28 protein-coding genes and 4 pseudogenes are annotated in these 25,047 nt (G+C 39.3%); 26 read left to right on the top strand and 6 right to left on the bottom strand.

What is annotated here, in order from left to right; genetic code table 11:
- Positions 1-2: 2 nt before the first annotated feature.
- Both BSO02S_RS17830 and BSO02S_RS17825 read left to right on the top strand, forming a co-directional pair.
- Positions 3-695 (top strand): N-acetylmannosamine-6-phosphate 2-epimerase, encoded by a 693-nt coding sequence (locus tag BSO02S_RS17830; protein ID WP_066070424.1) that lies wholly within the window; start codon positions 3-5, stop codon positions 693-695.
- Positions 696-872: 177 nt separating this feature from the next.
- Positions 873-1,715 carry a MurR/RpiR family transcriptional regulator gene (locus BSO02S_RS17825; RefSeq protein WP_066070423.1) on the top strand — a complete coding sequence of 281 codons (843 nt, stop codon included), beginning with the start codon at positions 873-875 and terminating at the stop codon, positions 1,713-1,715.
- On the opposite strand, the gene BSO02S_RS17820 is transcribed toward BSO02S_RS17825, so the two are convergent.
- Positions 1,712-2,182, bottom strand: coding sequence for a divergent PAP2 family protein (locus tag BSO02S_RS17820; RefSeq protein WP_066070420.1), 471 nt, complete (start codon positions 2,180-2,182; stop codon positions 1,712-1,714). The genes BSO02S_RS17825 and BSO02S_RS17820 overlap by 4 nt on opposite strands.
- A gap of 435 nt (positions 2,183-2,617) precedes the next feature.
- Positions 2,618-3,529, bottom strand: coding sequence for an EamA family transporter (locus BSO02S_RS17815; RefSeq protein WP_066070417.1), 912 nt, complete (start codon positions 3,527-3,529; stop codon positions 2,618-2,620).
- 335 nt (positions 3,530-3,864) lie between these two features.
- Between BSO02S_RS17815 and BSO02S_RS17810 the strand changes: the two genes are divergently transcribed.
- From BSO02S_RS17810 to BSO02S_RS17790, 6 genes and pseudogenes are all read left to right on the top strand, one after another.
- A complete protein-coding gene (locus BSO02S_RS17810; RefSeq protein WP_066070504.1) occupies positions 3,865-4,350 on the top strand; it encodes a hypothetical protein in 486 nt (161 codons plus the stop codon).
- Positions 4,316-4,891, top strand: a complete 576-nt coding sequence (locus BSO02S_RS17805; protein ID WP_235846957.1) for a hypothetical protein — start codon at positions 4,316-4,318, stop codon at positions 4,889-4,891. The genes BSO02S_RS17810 and BSO02S_RS17805 overlap by 35 nt, the downstream gene beginning before the upstream one ends.
- Positions 4,892-5,025: 134 nt before the next feature.
- Positions 5,026-5,451, top strand: coding sequence for a hypothetical protein (locus BSO02S_RS17800; protein WP_066070411.1), 426 nt, complete (start codon positions 5,026-5,028; stop codon positions 5,449-5,451).
- Positions 5,427-5,624, top strand: a pseudogene (locus BSO02S_RS28525) (DUF1835 domain-containing protein); the annotation flags it as partial. The gene BSO02S_RS17800 and the pseudogene BSO02S_RS28525, both read left to right, overlap by 25 nt.
- A gap of 51 nt (positions 5,625-5,675) precedes the next feature.
- On the top strand, positions 5,676-6,146 hold the full coding sequence (locus BSO02S_RS17795; RefSeq protein ID WP_169802767.1) for a DUF3658 domain-containing protein: 471 nt from the start codon (positions 5,676-5,678) through the stop codon (positions 6,144-6,146).
- 169 nt (positions 6,147-6,315) lie between these two features.
- Positions 6,316-6,960: pseudogene (locus tag BSO02S_RS17790) on the top strand (response regulator).
- Here BSO02S_RS17790 and BSO02S_RS28065 read toward each other — a convergent pair.
- A pseudogene (locus BSO02S_RS28065) lies at positions 6,936-7,079 on the bottom strand (DMT family transporter); the annotation flags it as partial. The pseudogenes BSO02S_RS17790 and BSO02S_RS28065 overlap by 25 nt on opposite strands.
- 79 nt (positions 7,080-7,158) lie before the next feature.
- Here BSO02S_RS28065 and BSO02S_RS17785 point away from each other — a divergent pair.
- Both BSO02S_RS17785 and BSO02S_RS17780 read left to right on the top strand, forming a co-directional pair.
- The gene (locus tag BSO02S_RS17785; RefSeq protein ID WP_066070405.1) at positions 7,159-8,694 is read left to right on the top strand and encodes a multicopper oxidase family protein; all 1,536 of its coding nucleotides are present in this window, start codon (positions 7,159-7,161) and stop codon (positions 8,692-8,694) included.
- A gap of 226 nt (positions 8,695-8,920) precedes the next feature.
- The gene (locus BSO02S_RS17780) at positions 8,921-9,991 is read left to right on the top strand and encodes an LLM class flavin-dependent oxidoreductase (RefSeq protein ID WP_066070402.1); all 1,071 of its coding nucleotides are present in this window, start codon (positions 8,921-8,923) and stop codon (positions 9,989-9,991) included.
- 50 nt (positions 9,992-10,041) lie between these two features.
- Here the strand turns inward: BSO02S_RS17780 and BSO02S_RS17775 are convergent, their stop codons facing one another.
- Positions 10,042-10,224, bottom strand: a complete 183-nt coding sequence (locus BSO02S_RS17775; RefSeq protein WP_066070400.1) for a hypothetical protein — start codon at positions 10,222-10,224, stop codon at positions 10,042-10,044.
- 467 nt (positions 10,225-10,691) lie between these two features.
- On the opposite strand from BSO02S_RS17775, the gene BSO02S_RS17770 reads away from it, so the two are divergent.
- The 14 genes and pseudogenes from BSO02S_RS17770 to BSO02S_RS17710 all read left to right on the top strand — a co-directional run bounded on the left by BSO02S_RS17770 (position 10,692) and on the right by BSO02S_RS17710 (position 20,819).
- Positions 10,692-11,666: a UCP032817 domain-containing protein gene (locus BSO02S_RS17770; RefSeq protein ID WP_066070398.1), complete on the top strand. Its 975-nt coding sequence runs from the start codon at positions 10,692-10,694 to the stop codon at positions 11,664-11,666.
- A 57-nt stretch (positions 11,667-11,723) separates the two neighbouring features.
- Complete coding sequence (locus tag BSO02S_RS17765; RefSeq protein WP_066070396.1) at positions 11,724-12,176, top strand: DUF3995 domain-containing protein; 453 nt, start codon at positions 11,724-11,726, stop codon at positions 12,174-12,176.
- Between the two features lie 10 nt (positions 12,177-12,186).
- Positions 12,187-12,399, top strand: a pseudogene (locus tag BSO02S_RS26495) (GNAT family N-acetyltransferase); the annotation flags it as partial.
- Between the two features lie 14 nt (positions 12,400-12,413).
- On the top strand, positions 12,414-12,791 hold the full coding sequence (locus BSO02S_RS17760; RefSeq protein WP_066070392.1) for an SRPBCC family protein: 378 nt from the start codon (positions 12,414-12,416) through the stop codon (positions 12,789-12,791).
- A 314-nt stretch (positions 12,792-13,105) separates the two neighbouring features.
- Positions 13,106-13,672: a sigma-70 family RNA polymerase sigma factor gene (locus BSO02S_RS17755; RefSeq protein WP_066070389.1), complete on the top strand. Its 567-nt coding sequence runs from the start codon at positions 13,106-13,108 to the stop codon at positions 13,670-13,672.
- Positions 13,653-14,363 (top strand): helix-turn-helix domain-containing protein, encoded by a 711-nt coding sequence (locus BSO02S_RS17750; protein ID WP_066070385.1) that lies wholly within the window; start codon positions 13,653-13,655, stop codon positions 14,361-14,363. Before BSO02S_RS17755 ends, BSO02S_RS17750 begins: the two co-directional genes overlap by 20 nt.
- A 250-nt stretch (positions 14,364-14,613) precedes the next feature.
- A complete protein-coding gene (locus tag BSO02S_RS17745; RefSeq protein WP_066070382.1) occupies positions 14,614-14,829 on the top strand; it encodes a hypothetical protein in 216 nt (71 codons plus the stop codon).
- A gap of 238 nt (positions 14,830-15,067) precedes the next feature.
- Positions 15,068-15,937 (top strand): hypothetical protein, encoded by an 870-nt coding sequence (locus BSO02S_RS17740; RefSeq protein WP_066070379.1) that lies wholly within the window; start codon positions 15,068-15,070, stop codon positions 15,935-15,937.
- A gap of 75 nt (positions 15,938-16,012) precedes the next feature.
- Positions 16,013-16,768: an ABC transporter ATP-binding protein gene (locus BSO02S_RS17735; protein WP_066070376.1), complete on the top strand. Its 756-nt coding sequence runs from the start codon at positions 16,013-16,015 to the stop codon at positions 16,766-16,768.
- Positions 16,743-17,474 (top strand): ABC transporter permease, encoded by a 732-nt coding sequence (locus BSO02S_RS17730; RefSeq protein WP_066070371.1) that lies wholly within the window; start codon positions 16,743-16,745, stop codon positions 17,472-17,474. Before BSO02S_RS17735 ends, BSO02S_RS17730 begins: the two co-directional genes overlap by 26 nt.
- A 12-nt stretch (positions 17,475-17,486) precedes the next feature.
- Positions 17,487-18,947 (top strand): sensor histidine kinase, encoded by a 1,461-nt coding sequence (locus BSO02S_RS17725; RefSeq protein ID WP_066070368.1) that lies wholly within the window; start codon positions 17,487-17,489, stop codon positions 18,945-18,947.
- Positions 18,944-19,636, top strand: coding sequence for a response regulator transcription factor (locus BSO02S_RS17720; protein WP_066070365.1), 693 nt, complete (start codon positions 18,944-18,946; stop codon positions 19,634-19,636). Before BSO02S_RS17725 ends, BSO02S_RS17720 begins: the two co-directional genes overlap by 4 nt.
- A gap of 191 nt (positions 19,637-19,827) precedes the next feature.
- Positions 19,828-20,349, top strand: coding sequence for a DUF2269 family protein (locus tag BSO02S_RS17715; protein WP_066070364.1), 522 nt, complete (start codon positions 19,828-19,830; stop codon positions 20,347-20,349).
- A gap of 20 nt (positions 20,350-20,369) precedes the next feature.
- Positions 20,370-20,819 (top strand): DUF6220 domain-containing protein, encoded by a 450-nt coding sequence (locus BSO02S_RS17710; RefSeq protein WP_142303755.1) that lies wholly within the window; start codon positions 20,370-20,372, stop codon positions 20,817-20,819.
- Positions 20,820-21,044: 225 nt separating this feature from the next.
- Here BSO02S_RS17710 and BSO02S_RS17705 read toward each other — a convergent pair whose 3' ends face one another.
- A complete protein-coding gene (locus BSO02S_RS17705; protein ID WP_066070358.1) occupies positions 21,045-21,677 on the bottom strand; it encodes an NUDIX hydrolase in 633 nt (210 codons plus the stop codon).
- Between the two features lie 273 nt (positions 21,678-21,950).
- Between BSO02S_RS17705 and BSO02S_RS17700 the strand changes: the two genes are divergently transcribed.
- Positions 21,951-22,478, top strand: a complete 528-nt coding sequence (locus BSO02S_RS17700; protein WP_066070355.1) for a DinB family protein — start codon at positions 21,951-21,953, stop codon at positions 22,476-22,478.
- 49 nt (positions 22,479-22,527) lie between these two features.
- On the opposite strand, the gene BSO02S_RS17695 is transcribed toward BSO02S_RS17700, so the two are convergent.
- Complete coding sequence (locus tag BSO02S_RS17695) at positions 22,528-23,373, bottom strand: helix-turn-helix transcriptional regulator (protein WP_066070353.1); 846 nt, start codon at positions 23,371-23,373, stop codon at positions 22,528-22,530.
- 107 nt (positions 23,374-23,480) lie between these two features.
- On the opposite strand from BSO02S_RS17695, the gene fabF reads away from it, so the two are divergent.
- Positions 23,481-24,731, top strand: coding sequence for a beta-ketoacyl-ACP synthase II (gene fabF, locus BSO02S_RS17690; RefSeq protein WP_066070349.1), 1,251 nt, complete (start codon positions 23,481-23,483; stop codon positions 24,729-24,731).
- Positions 24,732-25,047 lie beyond the last annotated feature (316 nt).

Raw genomic sequence — 25,047 nt, 5'->3', positions numbered from 1 at the left:
GAATGCAACCAGTATTAGATCAAATCTATAAAGGATTAATCGTTTCTTGTCAGGCATTAGAGGGTGAACCATTACACAGCTCATTCATTATGGGACGTATGGCAGTAGCCGCTAAGGAAGGAGGGGCAGTTGGGATCCGTGCAAACTCTGTTTCTGATATTTTGGAGATCAAAAAACAAGTTAAGCTTCCTGTTATTGGGATTATCAAGCAAGTATACGGAGAACAGCCTGTTTTTATCACTCCAACCATGAAAGAAATCGATGCCTTAATGGAAACAGGCGCAGACATTATTGCGACAGATGCAACCGCTCGTATTAGACCTGACGGCAGCACATTAGAGCAATTTTTTAAAAAGATAAAAGAAAAATATCCGCATGTACTTTTGATGGCAGATGTATCCTCTGTTGAGGAAGCGATTTATGCTGACAATCTTGGGTTTGATATTATCGCACCAACTTTGTATGGTTACACGGAGGATACAAGAGGATTGAAGATTGATCATAACGAGTATAAAGTTATTAAAGAGATGATAAAACAAGTGAAGAATGCAAAGGTGATTGCCGAAGGAAATGTCTCTACGCCAGAAATCGCCCGTTCATTGGTAGAAAGTAATGTACATGCGGTAGTTGTAGGTGGAGCCATTACAAGACCACAGCAAATCACGAAAAGATTTGTTGATGCATTGCAAAAGTAATTCATTTGTAACGAACATAACGAATCAATTAAAAGGCTTTATAATCAAAATGACTCAGCATGATGTTTGAGTCATTTTTGTTATGAAGCTGTTTTATATGCCTATAAAATGTTATTGTCGAAAATGGTTATCCTAACTATGAGTGAGTTTAGAAAATATCCTAATAAAGGAGATTATATGGAATACCTTGGAGAAAATCTCATACACGGAATTGAGTGCAGTATGGACAAGTTAACAAATACAGAGGAGGAAATAGCAAATTATATCATTGAACATCCAGAGGAAATTAGCCAATTGTCAATTAGTCAAATTGCTGGAAAGCTCCATATTTCTCCAGCCACGATCACACGTTTTTGCCAAAAAATTTCCTTTTCAGGGTTTAATGAATTCAGGCACGAATTGAAACGGTATGTTGACCTTAGAAACAAACCAACCACGACCACTGATATTAAGCAAATCGATTATTTTGCGAAATTATATCAAAACCATCTCAATATTATCGACAAGACCTTCCAAAAAGTCACTTATTATGATATTCAGCAAGCAGTAGCCCTTCTCACTAAGGCTAGAAAAGTTCATGTTTATGGAATTGGCAACTCAGGAATTGCTGCACAGGAATTTAAATCGAAGTTTTTTCGAATTGGCTTAAATGTAGAGACCGTTACAGATCCACATCAAGCGGTCATGGATGCAGCATTAAGCACAGAAGATAGTGTCGTGATTGGCATATCTGTTTCAGGGAAGACCAAAGAAGTCATTAATGCAGTTAATATTGCCAAGAAACAAGGTGCATCTGTTCTCGTTTTTACTGGTGAAAAAGATTCAGAGCTAGCAGGGATGGCTGATATAACCCTAATGGTTATGAATAAAAGTAATATGCATATGGGACAGAATATATCTCCATCCTTACCACTCTTATTACTCTTTGATTTAGTCTATACCGAGCTCATAGCCAAAGACTATAAGAACAGAATTCAAATTCGCGATAAAACATTGCAGGCCTTATATGATACTTATTAAAACGGAAAGAACTGATATGTTAGACCGCCAACTATGATTCCTGTTATTGCGCCAAAAAAAACTTCTGCTGGCTGGTGACCTAATAATTCTTTTAGCTTTTCTCTGGACTCCGTTTTCTTTAAATTGGGGTCCTTTAATGTTTCGATGAGAAGATTGAAATTAGCTAACAAAGTATTTAAAACTTCTGCATGGTAGCCTGCATGTCTTCGAACCCCGGTCGCATCATGCATGACAATCATGGAAACCACCACACAAATGGCGAACTCATTTGACTGAATTCCTGAAGTTAATCCAATCGCTGTTGTTAAAGAAATAATGGTTGCTGTATGTGAACTGGGCATTCCACCCGTACTAAACATCAGATTCCATTTTAATTCTCTTGAAATTATATAGTGTATAGGTATTTTTACGAATTGGGCAATTAGCATACCTAATAGCGCTGCTAAAATGGGATAGGATAAAAACATTTTATTCCCCCTAATGATTGTTTGATGAACATCTTTAAATCGGTTGTAAAATACAATAATATTTTATTGGAAATCATTTAGGAAATCCAAATTATAATCAAGAAGACAGGACCTTTGTAAATGGCTTAACTATTGGAAAGACCTAGGCTAATTTTATCCAAGAAACAGGGATCGCTGCATTCAATTCTAGTCCTTTTCATTATATGAAAAAACTGTCCATCATACTCGAGCGTCAAGAATATTATTGACCAACAGTTGGTGAGTATAAAGATGTTAATAAGTTAATATTAGCAGAAAAGTGAAACAAAGTATGAAGAAATGATTCTAAAAGTTTCGAGGAAGGTAATGATGAAGGACAAATCCGTGAGGAAGCCAAAGAGATCTGTCCTTCATCTTCATGTGGGCCTTATAAAAAGCGGACGGTCCCCGCCAATCTTAAGATACAGATTCACTTTTCAATGAGACCGACTTCATTTTTGCTTTGGACATCTTTACATTTCCCGCCACAATTCCAGCTAATATTAACGCAACCCCGAGCCATTGGGATATACTCACGTTTTCGGCTAAAACGAGCGAAGATAAGATCACAGCAACCGGAAGTTCAGAGGCGGTCAAAATGGTGCCAAGCCCAGGCCCGATATGCGGCATTCCGATAGAAAATAACAGCGGCGGCAAAGCTACGCCAAATAAACCAAGAAACAAACCATACGGTGCCACGCCCATTAAAACAGGTAAATGGAATAAATCCGTGGGCGGAAACAGTAATAAGACAGTAATTAACCCGCCAGTGGAAAGAAAAGCACTTTTCTGCACTGGTGGTATATCTTTTTCCACGGAGCTGCTAAGAAAAATGAAAGTAGTATAAGTTAAAGCGGAAAGTAATCCCCAAACGGTTCCCTGCCAGGTAATTTCCCCGCTGCTTTCTGCAATTAAGCCGGCTGCAAAAATCGAGCCAATCACCAAAATTCCAATCGAAACAACCTTACCAGTTGTCGGTTTCTTTTTATAAAAAATCCACTCAAAGAACGAGCCAATCCAGACAAATTGAAATAAAAAGATGATTGCGAGTGAGGCATGAAGTGTTTGCAGTGATTGATAGTAAAACACACCAGTTAAACCGATCGGAATCCCTGATAAAAGTAATTTCCCTATTTTAGGAAGGGTAAGTTTCTTCTTTTTTGAAAAAAGAGCCACCATCCAGATTAACAATGTCCCAAGTAAGTATTGGCTCCCTGTCACCTCTGTTACAGTAAAACCAGCGGAATAAGCAAGCTTTACAAAAGTCGATAAGGCTCCGTAACAGCATCCCCCGATAAAAACAATTAATGCGTATTGCCAAGTTTTCATATTATTACCCCTTTCAATCAATAAATCAAAGTATTTCAGCATATCTGCCCCGTTAAACGCAAAAAAACCACACAGCTATCATAAGAAAGCTGTGTGGCGAAAATAGAGAAATCTCTAAAAAAGTCCACAAACAAATAAATTTTGGTATTTAGTTTGACTTTGTTACTTTAAAATAATTGAGAATGAATGTCAATAAAATTTTACAAATAAAATTGCAAACAGCATTCCTGCTATACAAAACAATATGCAATCATATGGACAGATCCCTACTGAATATAATAGGAAGGCATATTTAAGGAGTAGGGAAATGAAAAGGAGGGGTGATCTTCTTGAAAATGGACTCCAATCAGTGGAATGGTTATCTTACAGCCATTGAGGCAGCATTAGAGAAAGGGATGGCTGCAAAGGAGGTCGCTTGCTCTATAACGACCGGTTTTCGGGTGATTCCTTCACTACGGAATGCACCAGGGTTGAACCCCTACCATGCTTCCGTGGCAGATGTCGGCTACGGTTTTGATGCGGTTCGGGGGACGATTGAGCGGTTTCGTAATGGCGAAGCGATTCCTCTTGTAAAAGAAATGCTAGTCTTTGACCTTGATACATTGCGAATCAGCGAAAAACAATTGAGCCCGAATTTTGATCTAGTAGCAAAAGAATCGACATCAGCTACCTTTTATTTAATCGAGCAAAGCCGGTATTTAAATCAACAAATTGCTGAAAACATTAACGAGGCTATCAGGTACGGCAAAGCCCTTCTTGGACCGGAATGGAATGTGATTCTGAAACGTGTCCAAAACATTCAGTCCATTCCGCGTCTTTAGCAGATTATGTAAAGGAGAGTTGGAAATGGCTCAAAAACCTTCGATAAATATGAGTGAGGCGGAACAACAGCGTTTGTTGGATTGGTGGAACGCGACAGAAAAAGGTGTATTGGTGGTTAGACGTTTAGTTTCATTGATTACTGAGCTCAGGCTCCATCCTGAATCGAGCCGCGCTGATGGAATGATTCTTTTTTACCGTGCTGCATCAGAGGTTTCTTACGGGTATGCAGGGATGAGGGGCTGTATCCGTCGTGCTTTTTCTAATGAATATTCTGAGTTTCTGCAGAATAATATTGTCAGATGTCACAGCTTTGCTCGCAGGTTTTCTGTGGATACGAAGGTACTCTTGGAACGGGTCGCCAAACAAATCAACGGGGCCAACGCATTGTTGATTGTAGAACGGATCCGGGAAACACTTCGAGAAAATGATGCAATTCTAACCGAAATAGAGCGTAAAGCAAATGCATTTTTTGGGCAAGATACCTTTCAATCTCTGCAAAGCAACCTGATGAATTCCATCACTTTGCCGTTCTCCCAGTGACTGTCACCAGTTTTCACACAGCACAGTTTTTTAGAACCCACAAGAAATAGTCATTTGAATTTCTGCTATAATGAAGAGAAGATTGGTAAATTTATACTATTGAACATTTTGGGAATGGCTGGGGTTGATTGGTATTGAGAACGAAAGAAAATTATCCGTATATTTATTTTTTCGCGGAGCCCAATGTGGTGTTTGTTTTTAAAATTGAGGATGAAAAGTATCTAACTGTTTCGGAATTATCACGGCGTGGAGAATGGACACAGTTCGAGATCAACCATGAGGATGAATTTGAGACCTTTCATCATGAAGAATGGAAACATCTTGAGGGTCGAGGTTACATTCTTGGACAAGATGATACCAACATTATGGCCAAAAAAATAAATCAACTCATTCAAAAACAGCGCAAGTCTAAGCAAAAAAATGATAGGTCAGTAATTGCCCCGGTTCACCTCGTTTCCTCAGCATCTGCCGCTGGTGCTTTACGATATGGACTAGCGCGGCCCAAAACAGTCATTGGATTTGATGGTTTTTTTCAATCGGGCCCGTATGGAAGCTTGTAAGTAAAATAGGACAAGCCCATCGTAATGAATGGTTAAACGAGAATATTAATTCGGGGCATGATGAATATGAACGTGAAAATAATTTTACCAATACGTTGTTGGAGATAGAGGACTTACCCGCCAATGCTCCTATTTACATATGGTATGCCAATAATGGTGGCGAACAAACGGGGGTCAGGTACATTCTTCACTTATTAAAAGAAAAGGCTAATCAGATTTTTCTCATGAACACGACGGAACTCTATCAGCAATGGTTGGCTTCAAATGAAGAAATAAGGACAATTGTTCATACCGGTGAGCTTGACCTAGAACAATTAACATTCCTGTTTGAACAAAACAAGGCAGCCAGTCCTTTATCGCTGGAGGAAAGAAGTCACTTCCAAAGGGAATGGGAAGTACTAGCGCAATCAAAAGACGTTCTTCGTTTATGGGAAAATGGGGCGGTAACAGCAGTGCCAGATCATTTTTTCGACCCGCTCATCCTTAAAACAATTGAAAAGCTACATAAGGAACAGGAAAACAAAGATTTTATCAGAACTGGAAGAGTAATTGGTGAAGTGATCCATCAGATGGATGAGTCGGTTGGCGATGCTTATTTAGAGTACAGGATTAGACATTTAGTGTATAGCGGGGTCCTTGAGTTGAAAGGGATTCCAAAATCAATGAGGCATTACAGTGTGAAATTTCGTGATTGATAGGTTGGTGCCTGGCACCACCCGAAGTTTGTAGGATTTTGTCGATTGTTTATAGCGAAAGAGTAGGGCTACATTCGAAGAAGGCGCCCTTGTTCCTCTTTTATTGCAATTATGGCAGGTAGATAAAGTTACTCTTGGGAAGTGAAATGAGAGAGGAGTTCCCCATCCTATGAAAATTAAAGTGATAATCGCGGATGATAACTCGTTTATTCGGGAAGGTTTGAAAATCATTCTTTCTACATACAGGGAATTTGAAGTGTTGACACAATGAATGATGGAAAAGAGGCATGGCAGTATTGCCTAACGCATGCGGTCGACATTGCTCTTCTTGATGTTCGAATGCCCATATGAATGGGGTGGAAGCAACGAAGCTGATATCCGAGCAAACGAGCACTAAGCCAATTATATTAACCACCTTTGATGATGATGAATACATTCTTGATGCCATAAAAAATGGTGCTAAAGGATATTTATTAAAAAACATTGACCCGGAACAAATTCGTGATGCGATGAAGAGTGTCTTTAAAGGAAACAGCATTATTCAAGATGTTGATTTTTGAAAAAATAAAGGCGAATTTAATCGCAAAAAACGAAACAGAAACGAAAATAGATCTGACGCTCTTTACCGAGCGGGAACGAGAAATCATGTCGCTCCTCGCAAAGGGCTATTCAAATAAAGCCTTATCTAAACAATTGTTTATTTCATAAGGAACCGTTGCCAATTTATATCACCTCTATCTTAGGCAAGACTGGGCTTAAGCGCCGAACACAAATAGAGATTTACTATCTCATCACAAAGATTGGCGCAAAGTAATAGCTGATCGTGGCATTGGAAATCATCGTATATCGGTATGCCTCAAAAAGAAAGATCCAATTAAAGCCAACAGCCGCCCCTGATAATAGCAGTAGAATGGCATTTTCCTTTAATGCTTTAGTTAATCATGAATTGTGATATTGGTTGCTTTTTAAACATAAAGTGATGGTAACCATTTGTATAACTAGGAGTGGACCTATGAATCTTTCAAAATTTGTTGATGAACTTCCTGTGCCTTCTGTTTTAAAACCTCGTCAGAAAGATCGATTCCATACTTATTATGAAGTGAATATGACGCAGTTCAAGCAATCTCTCCATCGTGACCTGCCTGAGACAACAGTCTGGGGCTTTGAAGGTGTGTATCCAGGTCCAACCTTTGAGGTTGAAAGTGGTGAAAAAGTTTTTGTAAAGTGGATCAACAACTTGCCTGATAAGCATTTGCTGCCGGTCGACCATACGGTTCACGGTGCCCACTTGGGTGTTCCAGAAGTAAGAACAGTCATTCATCTGCACGGTGCAAGTGTGGAGTCGGAAAGTGACGGTTATCCGGAAGCTTGGTTCACGAAAGAGTTTGAGCAAGTAGGACCTCATTTTTCAAAGGAAATTTATCGCTATGATAATTTTATGCCGGCCTGCACCCTCTGGTATCATGATCACGTCATCGGGATTACCAGGCTTAATGTGTACGCAGGTTTAGCAGGATTTTATCTGATAAGAGATCAACGGGAACGTGAATTAAATTTACCAAGTGGACAATTTGATATTCCGCTGATTATCCAAGATAAATCCTTTCATTCAGATGGTTCACTCTCTTATCCGAAACAGCCAAAAAAACCAGTGCAGGAATTAGATACCTCTGTCATACCTGAATTTTTAGGTGATACCATCGTGGTGAATGGGAAAGTTTGGCCCTATTTCAACGTGGAACCACGTAAATACCGTTTCCGGCTGTTAAATGGATCGAATACCCGTTTTTACCGACTTAAGCTGGATTCGGAGCAGTTTCTTTACCATATTGCAACAGATAGTGGATTAATCGAATACCCGATTGGAATCAAAGAAGTCCTTTTGGCGCCTGCAGAACGGGTAGAAGTGATCATTGATTTCACTAAACTTGAAGGAAAACGAATCGTTATGACAAATGATGCCCCATTTCCGTTTCCAGCTGGCGAGTCAGTAGATTCTAATACGGTTGGAAAAGTGATGGAATTTCGAGTGGTTCTGCCTCTTTCAGACATTGATACGAGTGAGATTCCGTCCTTCATGGTGCCTTTTCCGAAAAGGAGAGTGCAGACAGCCTCAAAGTTCAGGTTTCTCACTTTAACAAGAAGATTTGATTCATACGGTCGGGAATTAATGCTGCTCAATGATCAAGATTGGGATGCACCGATAACCGAAAACCCTAAATTAGGACAGACAGAAGTATGGTATCTCCTCAACCTAACAAATGATGCCCACCCGATTCATCTTCACCTAGTCGATTTCCAAGTTATTGATCGCAGAGCCTTTGACGTCGAAAAATATAAACAGAAGAAAATTCTCGATTACACCGGCCCTGCAATGCCTCCGACTCCACAAGAAAGAGGACGGAAGGATACCGTCATCGCCTATTCTAATCAGGTTACTCGGATAATTATGAAATTTGGACCTTACACAGGATTGTATGTATGGCACTGTCATATCTTGGAGCATGAGGATTATGTCATGATGAGACCGTTTAGAGTCCTTCTTTAAAAAGGGAGGACACGATTCTTTTATCCCCAATCATTTTCACAGGTACTCCGGAAACCATCAGTAATGTGAATAACATTTCCCTTATCTCATTTGAGATGAATCTTCTGCTATCTTTACAAAAATTTTATCTCGATTTGATAATTATAAACTCGAGATGATTGCTTTTTTGAAGCATATGATAGTGGTAAGCAATTCAGTTGCAATGCAAATGTTAGGAGAGAGAAAGATGAAGAAAGAGTCGAAAACGAAACAATCCAGTATGGAAATAGGGATTTATACACTAGCTGATTTAGGAGCAGATCCGCAAACAGGGAACACCATTAGTGCAAGACAGCGGATTGTGGAGATTATTGAAGCGGGAAAAATGGCAGACGAGGCAGGGTTAGACGTATTCGGTGTTGGTGAACATCACCGTCTGGATTATGCAGTTTCAGCGCCGCCGGTTGTGTTGTCGGCCCTATCACAAGTCACAAAGAAAATAAAACTGACAAGTGCTACGACGGTTTTAAATACCGTTGACCCTGTCCGTTTATTCGAGGATTTTGCGACACTCGATCTTGTATCAAATGGTCGGGCTGAAATCATTGCAGGGCGTGGGGCGTTTGTCGAATCATTTCCTTTGTTTGGGTACGAATTGAGTCAGTATGATGAATTGTTTGAAGAAAATATTGAGCTTTTTCTGAAGTTGAATGCGGCTGAGAAAGTTACCTGGAACGGCCATTTTCGTTCAGGATTAAGTGATGCTGAAATTGCACCGCGGCCAGTGCAAGGTCAAATTCCATTATGGGTTGGGGTTGGAGGCACTCCGGAAAGTGCAGCACGTGCTGGGAGATTAGGTACGGGCTTAGCATTAGGGATACTTGGAGGCGATCCACTCCGGTTTAAGCCATTAGTGGACATTTACCGACAGGCTGCAAGTCAAGCTGGACATAGTCTCGAAGATTTGAAAGTTGGAGTAACGGGCCATACCTTTATTTCGAAAACGACACAAAAGGCTAAAGATGAATTCTTCCCCTATTATTCAAATTATTGGGGATACCTCAATCGCCAACATGGAATGGAGACAAAGATGTCCAGAGTTGATTTTGAACACCTGTCAGCGCCCGAAACGGCTTTATTTGTCGGAAGCTCACAGCAAATTATTGAAAAAATCCTCCGTCAATACGAGCTTTTCGGGCATCAGCGGTTTATTGCCCAAATGGACATAGGCGGTATGCCATATAAAAAAGTGGCCGAGAACATTGAACGATTAGCAACGGAGGTTGCGCCAGTCATTCGCAGGGAAACGAGCAAGTGATCATAATAAATATTCAAAATGGATAGTGCTTAGAAAATGGTTTAAAAAGGTTAATAAACTTTTCTAATACCGGATAAACGGATGGAGAATGAATTTTGCTGTTCATCTTTCATCGATAGAATTTGTTTACGTAAATTTAGGCGATAGACATGTCCTTTAATAGTTTGTAAAATACCATTTTTATCATAGTCAATTGTGATAAGTTTTCTCTCAGCCAGTTTTTTTAAAAACATTCAAATTCCCTCCTTCATAAGTAATGGCTCATACATTGCCATTGTAAACTGAACATATTAAGAAATAATGAAGTAGTTGTTAAGGATAGATGTTAAAAAGGTAAACATTTTGGAAATCAAGAAATCTCAAATCATAGAAGGGGTGCGAAGTATGTTTCGCATCCTTAAATAGTAAGTCCCCTTAATTGTATTATGTAAACGTTTTTCTTCTTCTTGAGATACCGTTAAAGTATCGTGAAGATTCTGTATATTAATGCGCGGCTGGATTAAAAAAATCTCAGAACTTGATAAAATATTGAAAAAGAGCTGGAAGTTGGTATGTAAACTATGAAATTAGAAAATGAAGGATTTCTCAACTGGTTTTTACCACGAAGTGAATGAAAATAAAAATTATTGAGAGGAGGGATATGGTAAATAAGTTAGATGGGAATTGAACCTATAGCATTTCGTTCAAAGGGGGAATTTACATGATTGCTGAAATGGTGGTTGGGGGTCTTTTGTTGATTGGAATAAGTGCAGGAGTTACGACAATGATAAAAAACAAACGGCCAAAATTGGCTAAGGAAAACATCCCGGCTCGGCTTGGAGCCCTTGATCATGTTCCGATCCAGCCATTGCTTGATAAATTAAACGCTGCATTAGATGATGATTATATCCAACAAGTGAAGCAGCGTTTTCTTCAGGAGAATCCGAAACGGACTGAAGATGAATTTGAATGGCTGTTATTTGAGTTAAAGCGCTATTTCTTATTATCGAATATCTTAAAGAAAACTCCGATGTTTAGTGACGAGGTGGATGAAATTTGGCATGATATGCTGCTATTTACGCAAAAATATCAAGTGTTTTCAGAGCAATTTCTTGGGAAAATGCTGCACCATACACCGAACACAAGTCCAGAGCCTGCACCCCAGGAACGGGCATTTTTTGATTGGATTTTTTCGCAGCTGTTTCAAATTACCCAATTCAGCTGGAAAACGTGGGGGAGTTTTTTTAAACATCCGGTCGATCCGCAACTATTAAAGGAGTTTAAAGCAGGTAAAAAAGAATATTTGATGGAAACATATTTTAAGATAAATGAAGATAACAAGGATACGATTGACTATCTGTTAACTAAAATGAAACAGCAATTATTCGAAGTCGAAAAAGTGTATCAAGTAGACAAAAAAGGCAATTTTTCGAAACAGCAATCATTTGGCGAAATGTCTTCTCTATCCTTAGCTATGATTTTCTTTTCCTCCTATTACTTTGATGATTATTGGAACTATGCGAAAGCATATGCCTTTGCCAATTCATCAAATTACATGAGTGGCTGTACCGCTGCCATTTTTTGCGGTTCTGCTTCTTCAGAGGGTTCAGGCGATTGTGGCGACGGCAGCGATAGCGGGGGATCAAGCTGCTCAAGCTCCAGCTGTTCCAGCTGCGGCAGCGGTTGTTCATCATAATCTACTTTAGATATGAAGTTGTTTTAAAATATTGCCATTTTAACGAGGAGCAATTTTATGGAAATTAAAAAGTGGATATTGTCTTTTGGGGTGATATGGACGATTCTTTTTTCCGGCTTGAGTTTCTACTGGGCAATGGGAGGCATGTTTGGTGTTAGATCCCTTGGAGGAGCCATTTATGAAATGGCATTAAACCCAGCGCCATCGTTTGTAAAAATAGTTTGGATAACTGGATACATCAAATTGCTCGGAGTCGTATGGCTCTTGATGCTGTTAATGAAATGGAGAAAACCTTGGATTCAAACGACGCTCTTTCTCACAACAAAGGTTTGTGGACTATTACTTTTTTTATATGGTTTGTTCAATTTCATTACAATATCCCTAGGTGCAATGGATGTTTTAAACCTTGAATTAGAAAGGTACGCCACCTTTTGGAGATTAGTCTTTTGGGAGCCTTATTGGATGATTGGAGGTATATTCTACTTTTTTTCAATAAAAAAAATGAATTAAGGAGATTTATGAAAAATATGAGCTATATGGCTTATATAAAGCCTACAATAGTGTAACGAATGAATTTATTGGGCTTGGACATTTAACATTAAATGAAAACGAAATCGAAGAAGCTGAAATTGGCTATATGATATTACCTGAATATTGGGGTAAAGGATATGGTAGTAAAATTGCAAAAAAATTAATTGAATTAGCTAAGCAAACAAAGTTGAGCATTCAGAAGCCAAACCCGAGCAAGTGTGGGATGCTGTACATGATATCGGTGCTGTACATCAACGGTTTGTGCCGGGGTATACATTGGATACCCAGATAGATGGTGATTATAGAATTCTATTCTTCGCACATGGAGGAAAAATTCGTGAACGGATTTTTTCGATTGATGATGAATCATATCGGCTCGCTTATGCGGTTATCGAAGGAAGTAAACCACCCTTAATTCATCATCATGCTTCTTTTCAAGTTTTTGCAGCGAATGATAACGAAAGTATACTTGTCTGGATCACTGATTTTCTACCAAAACATACAGAACCTGAAATGAGAATCCGTATTGAGCGAGCAGCCCAAATAATAAAGCAGACCATAGAGAACGAAGTAAAAAATAGTAAACCTTTATAAAAAAGAAAAAAGATTATTAAGTTATTTTACATAATAAACATAATCAGAAGTTGTTCTACTTCACAATATTTTTATAATGAGTAAAAACAATAATAATGCTTAGCGTAAAAAATTAGGGGTTTTAATTCCAAAAAATATATTAGCATACAAAATTTCTGAAATGTTGGCGGTACCCCTATAAGAGTACCGCTTTCTTATTGGACTAAGAGAGCCTAAAAATTAAAAATGAAATAAATTAACTTAATCTGTTAATAAAGTGAAACTTTTGAAACCTGTATCTCGTTGTAGCTATAGAAAATTAAGGTGGTGAGTAAATGGCAAAAGAAAATACGGAAAATAATCATTTTACCAAAAATAATCAAGATGAATGGTTAGAAATAATAATGAGTGAATACGGAGAACGATTAAAGAAATTAGCGTTTAGTTACTTAAAGGATTGGGGCTTGGCACAAGATGTTGTCCAAGAAGTTTTTGTTACTTGTTATAACCAATATTATAAAGCATCTGAAATACACTATTTCAAACCTTGGATTTATCGTATCACCATTAATCGCTGTAAAGATATGCTAAAAAGCTCATTTTTAAAAAGATACTATTTTAACAATAACTTACTCAAACACTTTATTAATAAGGATTTGTCTCCAGAAATGAAGTTGGTGTTGAAAAACGAAAAAGAAAAGCTTTCTCAAACAATCCTCTCCTTGCCAGTAAAATACCGAGAAATAATTATCTTTTTCTATTATGAAGAGATGACTATTACCGAAATTGCCGAACTCTTAGCCATTAATGAAAATACAGTAAAAACAAGATTAAACAGGGGTCGGATATTGGTAAAAAAACTATTAGGTGGAAGTGAACTTTATGGAAGAACAATTGAGTAACCTTAAAAGAGCAATGGATGATACTGTATTTAAGGGAAACCATTTTTCGGAAGAACATAAGGTGAAAATAAGAAGCACCATAAAGCATCCGCAAAAGAAAAACAGATTAGAGTGGTTTCCTAAGCTCTTAACAGTGACAGTATTCATAGGCTCCATAATATTTATTACAGATATAACAAAAAAGAGCATAAATTCCTCTGATAACCCATCACAATTAGAACAAAGAAATGGAACCAAAACAGAAGAACAAGGGAATAACTGGGTTCATAAGACAGTAATAGAAAAAGTTCTTGAGCATCAGTTTACTGGTCCAGATGAGGAGTTTATTGAGCTGAATAATAAAGAAGATATCCAAAAGTTAGGTAAGTATTACGTAGAGGTATACGGACCTTACTTTACAGAATCTGGGCTCGAGACTTTCATAGCTGCATTTGGTACTCAATACCCATCTGATGCTTACTATAATGGCTATAAGTTAAGTCTTAAGAATATCACGATTGAGCAAAGTGAGAATATTCCATATCGTTATTCGTTCATAGCAACGGTCGGTTGTCAGAAAAATGGAGATGAAGAAAAAACTGCAAGTGTAAATGGGGAAGTTCTTTTTTCTACAAAGGAAGAAGGGAAAATCCAGGGATTTCGATATATGAATGACAACAGCTTAACGGATCTTTTGAGATCGAGCAATTGAATAATTTAACATGCAAACACAAAAAGGACCTAATTTGGTTCTTTTTTTATGATTGAAATAAAAATATAGCCATTCCAAAAAAGAAGTATGTGGAAAAATGTACTTAAACTAAAGGGTGCTAGAGTTTAATAAAGAGTTGCAGTGGCGACTCTTTTCTTGTTCCACGAACGGGAGAATAGTGAGATAAGATAAGGAGGGATGACTAACGGGATTTTGAGATGAGGGGCATAAATTACTTGCCAATTTTCGCATGGAAATGGAGAATGGAACAAGTGAGAATGATCCAGTCGTAATAGAACTTGCACGAGAGTGGAAAAAGCAAATTAGTGCATTATTCGGTGACTTTCAAGGTATCAGTCAATCAGCCGAAAGGTATTATATTGAACACCCATATCAAGCTGCAGAATTCGGCATGGATGCGAAACTATATCAGTATATTCGAACGGCTTTAGAGGGGTTGGAATGATTTAGCTTCTATTTAGATTTAATCAAATATTTGCAACCAAGCTATCTCAAAGGTATTAAACCTTATTAGATAGCTTTTTTCAATTTGTGCATTTCCTCCTAAATTTTATACTTTTTTTAGAATTGGTTTAGAGGCGGTTTAGACATGGGGAGTAAGATGAATGATAGAAAGCTTTGGCAAGCCTGACTCGGAGGTTTGCAGCCAAGGCTTTACACTAAATAATCTAGGAGGTTTATCAATGAAAAAGAAATGGATGACGGCGGGGGCAGGATTAGGTATCGGGGCGGTACTGCTTTTAGCAAGTGGTTTTTCCGCAATGGCAAATACATCCGGTTATGATGCTTACAAAACAGCGCTGAAAAATACGAAGGCAGAAACGAGCTTAACAACGAATGTTGACTTGACGATATCAGATAACGGGAAAATGCTTGTCACAGGGGCTGCTGATTTGAAGGTAAATAAGGAGCAGAAAGCAGGAAGCGTGGCTGCAACAATTGGTGATTCTTCTGAAAAGCGCTCAATCAATGTATTTCGACAAGAGGGAAAGGTCATTTTTAAAAGCAGTGAAGAGGATGTTTATAAGGTCAGGGAAATGAATGCTCCAAAATGGCAGCGCAACGGGGATCATTCGAATCCTTCAAAAGTGGTGGAGCAAGTAATCGGGACATTGCTAGGTAATATTAAGGATCTTGCGACGGTTGAAGATCAAGGAAACGGTGGCAAGCATGCGGAATTGCATCTTTCTGGAGACCAGGTTCCTGCAGTAGTAAATGCGGTGGGAACAGTAGTTGTATCTAAGCTTGCAAATCACAAAAATAACGAAAAAGCACCAGACTGGATGACCAACATGCCGAAATTAACAGACAATATTAAGGTTGAAAAAATCGATATGGATGCTGAAATTAGCACAAAAGATATCCTGGAAGAGCAAACGGCAAAAATTAAGATTATCGGTACTGATAAATCCGGGAAAAAACATGAGCTTACGTTTACCATTCATGTCGATTACTCTGATCTTAATAAAACTGTACCTGAACATATCGATTTAACGGGTAAGAAAATAGAGGAAATCAAAAATAAGGGAATGAAGCGCGGCTGGCGTCATTAATAAGCAGGGCAGCTGGATAACGAAACGTCTGGTTGCCCTCTCTTAATATAAATCTGAGGAAGGATTGATTGGAAAGTGGATATCGTATTGGAAGTAAATGCAATTACTAAGCAATATAAGAATGGCCGTGGTGTACGAGATATCCGTTTTGACATTGCAAAGGGAGATATCTTCGGTTTAATTGGACCAAATGGGGCAGGAAAAACGACTCTATTAAAAATCATTATCGGGTTAATTCGGCCGGACCACGGAAGTGTCACTATTTTTGGGAATAATACGACTGATCAGTTTGAACAAGCAATGCAACAAGTCGGGTGCATGATTGAAACGGCTGATGCTTATGAATATTTGAGTGCCTACGATAATTTGAAACTATCTGCTCGTTTTTATCCGGAACTTCCAAAGACTAGGATTGACGATGTACTGGAACAGGTTGGTCTAGCTCCATACAAGAAGGAGAGGGTAAATGGTTTTTCGCTCGGAATGAAGCAGCGGTTGGGATTAGCTTCAGCATTGCTGTCGAAACCAAAGCTAGTAATTTTGGATGAACCGACAAACGGTCTAGATATCGAGGGCATCGTCAATTTCCGAAACACGATTCAGCAGTTAGCACGTGTTCATGGGATTACCTTCTTGATTTCGAGCCATATGATTACTGAACTTAGTCTTATTGTCAATCGAATTGGAATCATGCAAAACGGCCAGATGATACGTGTTGGTGGCGTGGATGAATTAGTGAAGCCAGGCATTAGGTTAGAACAGTATATTGTTTCACAATTACACACATCGATGGAAGGAGATCATGATGATCATCGCAAATATATTAAATGAGACAGAAAAATTATGGAAACATAATAGGACAAAGGGATTTCTGCTACTTGCCATTTTGCTCCCAGTGATATCTGCTATTATCCTTCATTATTTACCTAATAATTTGGGGATTGGCAGCAATCTTCCCATGTTGATGCTTCGTTTGTTCACATTTTCCTTACTCCCGTTGTTTTTGTTTATGTCTGCATCGGAGGCTTTTTCAGGTGAAGTAGCATCAAACACATTAAAGCTAGGGCTTGTTCGCCCTATTACAAGGGCGAAAGTGTTTGCATCGAAAGTGGCGGCTATCACCATCTTTCTAGCCATACTTCTTGGGGTAATAATGATTACGACTATCATTTCGGGATGGTTGGTTCCAGGGGGGGATTATGCGAGTGGTTTGCTCGATATTTTCACGGCCTATGCGGCAGCGTTTATTCCGCTAATGGCGATTGGTTGCGTTTCGGTGTTCATTGCCCAATTTTTTAACAAAAGCAGTGGAGCCTTGGTAACGATGATTCTCATTTATACTGCTGCAAAGTTCGTACCGTTCATATTCCCGGCACTTTCAGTATGGTCGATCTTTTCCTACACAAACTGGTATGTACTCTGGATTGGAAACGGGGCCCCTTTTGTGAAGCTTGCCAACTCGTTTATTCTGATGCTTTCATATTGTATAATGGCTTATTCAGCAGGTGTAATTCTGTTCGAGAAAAAACAGCTTTAAGGAGATTCGCCCATGTCCATCAAGAAGAGACTATTGCTTTCCTATATTGCTATGACCATTATCCCTATCGTCCTGTTTGTTTTAATAGCTACCACGCTAGTTTCAGCTTTTTATAAAGGTATGGCAGGTACAGAGGATGGAAAGGGAATGCCGGCCTTTTGGGAAACGGCCAACCAACGCCGAGACTTGATTGCCGGAGTCAAGTTTATGACGCAAACAGATCCTGACCGATTTACTGACAACGAGTTTTTGAAAAAAACCGACGTCCAATTGAATCGTCTGCATACTGGTCTTGTGGTGATGAAGAATAACCAAGCCAGCTTTACTTCACCCTTTGTGAGCAACCTTCATCTAAATACAGGGATTCAAGAGCTGCAAACTAGTCAGAAACGAGAACGTTGGGGAAAAAGTCGTTATTCTATTCAAAAATATACGATTACCTACAGTGATGGAACTACAGGTACGGTGTATTTGCTTTCTGATTTAATGTCTTTTTTTAATGAAGCAAGGAAGTTTTTTCCATTGCTTTTGTTGTCACTTCTATTGGTGATCGGGCTAACCAATGGATTTCTTACTTTCTTAGTTTCTCGCAGTTTTATTAAACCTTTGTACACGCTAAAACATGCTGCGGAACAAATAAAAGAAGGGAACCTTGAACAGGAAGTCGTGTTAAAAAGGAAAGATGAAATTGGAGAACTGGGCGCTTCTTTTGAAGAAATGCGCATCAGGTTAAACGAGTCCATCCATCTTCAGCTGGAGTACGAAGAAAACCGTAAAGAATTAATCTCCAACATTTCTCATGATTTAAAAACACCGATAACCGGAATTAAAGCTTGCGTTCAAGGCATTCAAGAGGGTATTGCGGATACCGCTATGAAACAGGAGAAATATATCAATATGATTGCGAAAAAAGCAGAGGATATGGATCATTTGATTGACGAATTGATGTTGTATTCCAAACTTGATTTAAACCGGCTGCCGTTTCATTTGGAGCCGATCGATCTTCATTTGTTTTTGCAGGATTGTGTGGAAGAGTTGCGACTTGACCCGCGAATGGAAGAAATCAATCTAACGTTCATTGTTGAAACTGATAAGCCGGTTCCTATCTTGGGCGACCGTGAAAAGCTGCGAAGAGTCATGATGAATATCATTGGTAACAGCTTAAAATATATAAACAAAGTTCAAAAGGAAATCAGGGTGGAATTGTTCGACGACAAAACGAAAGCTACGGTACATATCCGAGATAACGGGCCGGGAATCGAAAGTGGGGCACTAAGCCATATTTTCGATCGTTTTTACCGTGCAGATCCATCAAGGAATACAGAAACGGGAGGCTCCGGCCTTGGACTTGCGATCGTCAAACAGATTGTCGAAGGGCAAGGCGGTAGTGTTTGGGCAGAAAGTCAATTAGGAGAAGGAACTAGCATTTATTTTACGCTGCCAAAGACCAATAATGAGGGTGAACATGAGTGAAACGAATTTTAATCATAGAGGACGACCAGGTAATTGTGGAAGTGGAAAAAGATTACCTAGAAGCTAGCGGTTATCAGGTGGAATTTGCCTCCAGTGGGGAACTGGGCCTCAAAAAGGCCTTGGAGGAGGAATATGATTTGATTATTCTCGATCTCATGCTTCCACATACCGATGGATTTGAGATTTGCAGACAGGTTCGTATTAAGAAAAACATTCCAATCTTAATGGTATCTGCAAAAAAGGAAGAAATCGATAAAATACGCGGTCTCGGACTTGGGGCAGACGATTATATGACCAAGCCGTTTAGTGTTGGCGAACTAGTGGCAAGGGTTAAAGCACATCTAGCTCGTTATGATCGATTAATGACAGATAACCAGGTGAAACAGATGGACGAAGTCAAAATAAGAGGGATTCGCATTGATAAGTTATCGCGTAAGGTTTATATAAATGAAACGGAAGTTCCGTTCACCTCGAAAGAGTTTGACCTTCTGCTATTCTTAACTATCCATCCAAATCGAGTTTTCCGCAAAGACGAGCTGTTTGAAAGAATCTGGGGACTGGATTCTATGGGGGACAATGCGACGGTAACCGTCTTTATTGGCAAACTGCGTGAAAAAATTGAAACCGACCCGTCCAAGCCGCAATATATCGAGACGATTTGGGGTGTTGGGTATCGTTTTAATGTTTAATTGTGGTGGGAAAATTGAGTTATATGGAATTCTTAGCGGCCTTTTCACAAACCAGTGAAGGTCGTTTTATTTTTTCACAAGAGAACAACCTTGCTATTTTTATACTTTTTTTAGATTTGGTTTAGAGTCCTTTTAGAGACATCTATTAACATTAATAACGGAGAGGGTTTTGAAGAAAGGAGTTTCCAGGTATGAAAAGACTTAGCATTACTAAAAGAAAAGGGTTGCTAATCCTTCATCTATTGTTTTCGGCCATTATGTTAGGCGTGGCATTCGTTTTTCTGATATTAAGTATAACTGCTGCCACCACGGATGACGCGGGGGTGTTTAAAGCGTGTTATAGCAGCATGTATGTGCTTGCCAAGACATCTGTCCGCGCTTCGACGATTGGAACGGTTGTAACAGGGATTTTACTATCCGTGCTGACCAAATGGGGATTATTCAAATATTACTGGATTATCGTAAAAGAAGGATTAACCCTTTTCTCAATAGTCCTTGGGCCCATCGCTATGTATTTCTTAACGCTAAACGCGGTAACGTTGACAACAAATGATGGGTTCAATGCTCTTTTGGATCCAGCGTTTACGGTAAACAAGTGGCAGATGTGGATTGGAATCATCCTCCAGATCATTTCTCTTGTTTCCATGTTCGTAATTTCGGTCTTCAAACCGTGGGGGCCGCGAAAACAGAAACAGCAGTCAAATTTTGCTTGAAAATGAAGGGGAGAGAAAATGTGATTAACAAAATAGGTAAGGATAAGGGGCGCAATATGAAAAATAGTGAAGAAGAGATAATATCTTCAGGCGTGCGCACTGGAAGGTTTATATATGGATTACTTGCAGCGGGTTACCTTGTATGTATCATACTGCAAGTATTTTTTGCGGGAATGGGATTATTTGTAGATTCCGATAATTGGCAGATGCATCGCGTATTCGCGAATTATTTTGAGTTTGGTGCCATACTAATGTTTTTGCTATCGTTTTTCGGACGAATTCATGGAGGGCTCCGCTGGCTGCCTTTAGGTCTATTTGTCCTAACATCCTTGCAGCACATGACAATTCGAACGTTTTCCGGTTCATTCCGGGCACTGCACACGATTGATGCGTTACTGTTATTTTGGATTTCGATGTACTTAGTGAAACACTCAATGAAGTGGCTGAAGTTGGGAAGGAAAGAAGGTTAACGAATTAAAGGGGCTGGGGTGTGACACATGTGAAACATAATGAAAAGTTGGAGGATATTGGTCGTTTGTATCTTTTGGAGTCAACATTCCCTTTGTGGCTCCCTATTTAACCCTAAATCTTACTAATAGCCGTTTGTTTGCGAAACGCCTCATTTATTTGCGAACCCAAAAATAAGGCGAACAGTGTAAGGTACTGTTCGCCTTTTTGAATCAACGCAATACGGGTTAGCGTCGGTCATTTAGTTTTTCTTGTATCAATTGAATAATCGTTTCATAATATGAAAGCCCATGCGGGACAAAGGAATTTGTCCCAACCATTCTATCAATATCTAATGTTTTCCCATTAGGATCTATCTCAAATCCTTTTATGTGTACGTTTTGTTTAGCTCCTGTCCACAGGTCAATAAAATCAGTAAACTTCACTTTGATAACACCTGAAACTTCTTCTTTTTGTAAGGTGAATTCATCAAAAGCCAGATTCTTTTTATATAAAAATGTATGTGCTAGTTCATTATCAATTAAGTCCTCATGGTTTACACAATAATTGATGATTCCTAATGGTATAAGCTCTGAAAAAGTAACATCAATTCCTAATTCTTCTTTGATCTCTCTAATGCCATCCTCTGCAGATTCATGAGCTAATAAGTGTCCTGCAGAGGTAATATCGAACAGATTCGGATGGTCTTTTTTTAGTTCACAGCGAAGTTGAAGATATAAATAATCGGTTTCCTCTTCACGGCAAACAAACCAGCAATGGAAGGATTCGTGCCAAAGACCTAATCGATGCACTTCTTCTCTTGTAGCAACCCCAATAGGATTCCGCTTGCTATCAAAAACTTTTATTTGCTCATTTTCCATTATAAGTTCTCCTTATATATAAGTATTCTATATATATAGAATTTCTATGCATGTTTAGGATAATGTATTCAACCTTTTCTTGCAACTAGTTTTGCTTATTTTGAATAAAAATGAAACTATTTGGGCCATAAAAACGACTAACATTTATAACCCCCCCTTGGGTTGTAATGAATAGAGCCCAGCAATATGCTGGGCTTAAGTTGTTTGAAAACGTACTTATTGCTGAAAGAAGTTCCTTTTTCAATAAACCATAATAAAAAGAGGTGCTTAGTAATGAAAAATGATTCGCTGCGTTTGTATGATTACCATGTTTGGGCGAATGAGCGGGTTTTTAACCATTTAAAAGAATTGCCTAGCGAAGTATATCGACAGGAAGTAAAGAGTGTTTTTTCGAGTTTGGAACAGGTCGTTATACATCTTTTTAATACAGATATAGTTTGGTTGTATGCGATGTCAGACAAAAATTATGAAGAAATTCAGCAGTTGGTTGGAAAGTATTCTGAGGTTATGGAAAATAAAACTCTTGAAGAAATGGAAAAAGAGTACCTAGAATTTTCGAAGGAATATATTAATTTTCTAAGCAGCCAAGAGGATTTGGATGCCAATAAGACACTTAGACATCCGATGTTTGGCAAATTGGATACCCGCCTTTCTGAATTAGTGCAGCATGTCGTCAATCACGGCACCTATCATAGGGGAAATATTACAGCCATGTTGCGTCAATTAGGTTATCCAGGTCCGTCGACCGATTATATTTTTTACTTGTATGAAAAACAAGGTGAGCGGACACTTAAAAAATAGGGATAGGGCGTACTAGAGAGAGCGGTGGTGGACCCGCCGCTGCTGCTTTTTAAATCGCACTTTTTTTCATCAATCTTATTAACTTTTCTTCTGTCGAGGAATTCTCTAATGGGGTATAGATGCTGCATCTTAAATCCGTATCACCCTGGACCTGAAGAGAGGTTAAATTAAACAGCATTTTCCCCGCCTTCGCGTGCCTGATTTCAATTTGCACAACAGGGGCCGTGTTTACTTGACTTTCAAGCCATAAGGACTGAAATTCGGGATAAGTGTCACTCATTTCTTCAATAAATTGTTTATACCACACGTCCCCGACATATTGCCCATAATAGACACGGAAAATAGCTAGAAATCCTTTTACAAAATGCTCCCAATTGGCTGCTAGTGACCGCAGCTCTTTCCTCGCAAAGACTAAGCGAATTAAGTTTCTCTCTTCACCCTGCAGTTGTTCAAAATCTAAAAAGACACAGGTCGCTGCCTGATTCCAACTAACAATCTGACAGTATCGGTCGGTCACTACGGTTGGGCAATGCTTTAATTCCTTTAGAATTTTTTCTAAAGAACTACTAATTTTTGGTTGCAGCTCATCTTTTTTTGGAGAATTCGCATGGGCATCTAAAGCTAAATCGTATAAATATTTTCGTTCATCATTGCTCAATTGTAGGGCAGATGCGATAGCATCCAAAACAACCGTCGAAACTTTTATATCCCGTCCTTGTTCTAACCAGGTATACCAAGTGGTGCTGACTCCTGTTAACTGAGCTACTTCCTCTCTGCGGAGGCCCGAAGTTCTTCTGCGACTTCCCGCGGGTAAGCCAACAGACTCTGGCCTAATTTTTGACCGCTTGGTTTTTAAAAAATCGGAAAGAGCATCCAGTCTTATATTTTGATTCAAGTTCAACCCCTCCATCATGGTAGTATTTATACTAGTATAACCTACAACTTGTAATAGGATAACTTCTAAGTGAAAATATGGATAACAAGCTATAGGGGGAAGAGAACATGGAAAGAGTAGTCATTACAGGAATGGGCGTTATTTCACCGCTTGGCAATGAAGTGGAATCGTTCTGGAGGAATTTAAAGGCGGGGAAGTCGGGCGTCACGGCCATTGATAAATTTGATACAACTCTTCATAAGACAAAAATTGCCGCGCTTGTGAAAGATTTTAACGCTGAAGACATTTTAGGCCGTAAGGAGGCCAAACGATTAGACCCTTTTTGCCATTTTGCTATAGCTGCTGCCGAGCAGGCGTGGGAACAGGCTAAGTTAACACCTGAGACAGTTGACCCGGAACGTCTTGGGGTATATGTTGGTTCAGGAATTGGTGGTATTGAAACACTCATCCATAATATTGATACGTTCCGTGCAAGGGGCCCAAGAAAAGTAAGTCCTTTGTTGGTTCCGGCGATCATCTCGAATATGGCAGCAGCGCAAATCAGCATAAAATATCAGGCAATGGGGCCTAGCATGTCACCAGTCACGGCCTGTTCCATCGGTAATACGGCCATCGGAGAGGCATTCAGGCTGATTCGTTATGGTGGTGCGGATGTCATGTTTGCCGGGGGCGCCGAATCGTCTATCTCGGAGATTTCTATGGCTAGTTTTGAGAATGCTACCGCTTTATCAACGAGGAACGATGACCCTTCCGCAGCAAGCCGGCCGTTTGATGCGGGGCGGGATGGATTTGTTATGGCGGAAGGTGCTGGTATCCTCATTCTCGAATCGTTGTCCCATGCCTTACGTAGAAATGCACCAATCCTTGCCGAGGTCATTGGCTATGGTGCCAGTTCAGATGCATATCATATGGTCTCATCCCATCCTGAGGGTAAAGGGGCTTATCTTGCAATGAAATCTGCTTTACGTGATGCAGACATTTCAACGAATGAAGTGGATGTAATTAGCGCACATGCAACAAGTACGGAAATCGGAGACCGTTCAGAAATGCAAGCCATTAAAAGGCTATTTGGAACAGACGCATTCAAGGTTCCAATTACCGCCAACAAATCTATGACCGGTCATTTATTAGGGGCTGCGGGTGGAGTGGAGGCAATCGCATTAGTCAAAAGCCTCCAGGAGGGGATCATTCCCCCAACAATTAACCAAGAACAAGCTGACCCATTCTGCGATTTGGATTATGTTCCAAATGTCGCCCGTCAAACCGACCTGAAAATTGGCCTATCCAATTCCTTCGGCTTTGGTGGCCACAACGCAGTAATCGTCTTAAAGGTGCCTGGCACCACCCGAAGTTTGTAGGATTTTGTCGAATATTTGATAGCTAGAAAGAAGGGAGCGCATCCAGATTGGGGGCGCTCCTTTTGATTGTTTTCCTCGATTTAAATTTGCTGTTTTCCTTTTTGGTCAAACATGTTATTCTAAAATAATAAAGTTAACTACTCAAACGGTTGATTAAATGGGGTTTAAGTCTTTCCATGCTTGGTTTTTCGAAATTGCACAAATGGAAATAGAAGTACTTTCCACTAGCATTTTATTTTGAAAATAGTGAATCTTAATAAAGATAATCTTTATTAAAAGGGAAGTCTTTTCTATTTGACAAAGAAAGATTGAGGTA

The sequence above is a fragment of the Neobacillus soli NBRC 102451 genome, assembly GCF_001591665.1.
Taxonomy (GTDB): Bacteria; Bacillota; Bacilli; order Bacillales; family Cytobacillaceae; genus Neobacillus; species Neobacillus soli.
This window is presented reverse-complemented; position numbering and strand designations above follow the sequence as displayed.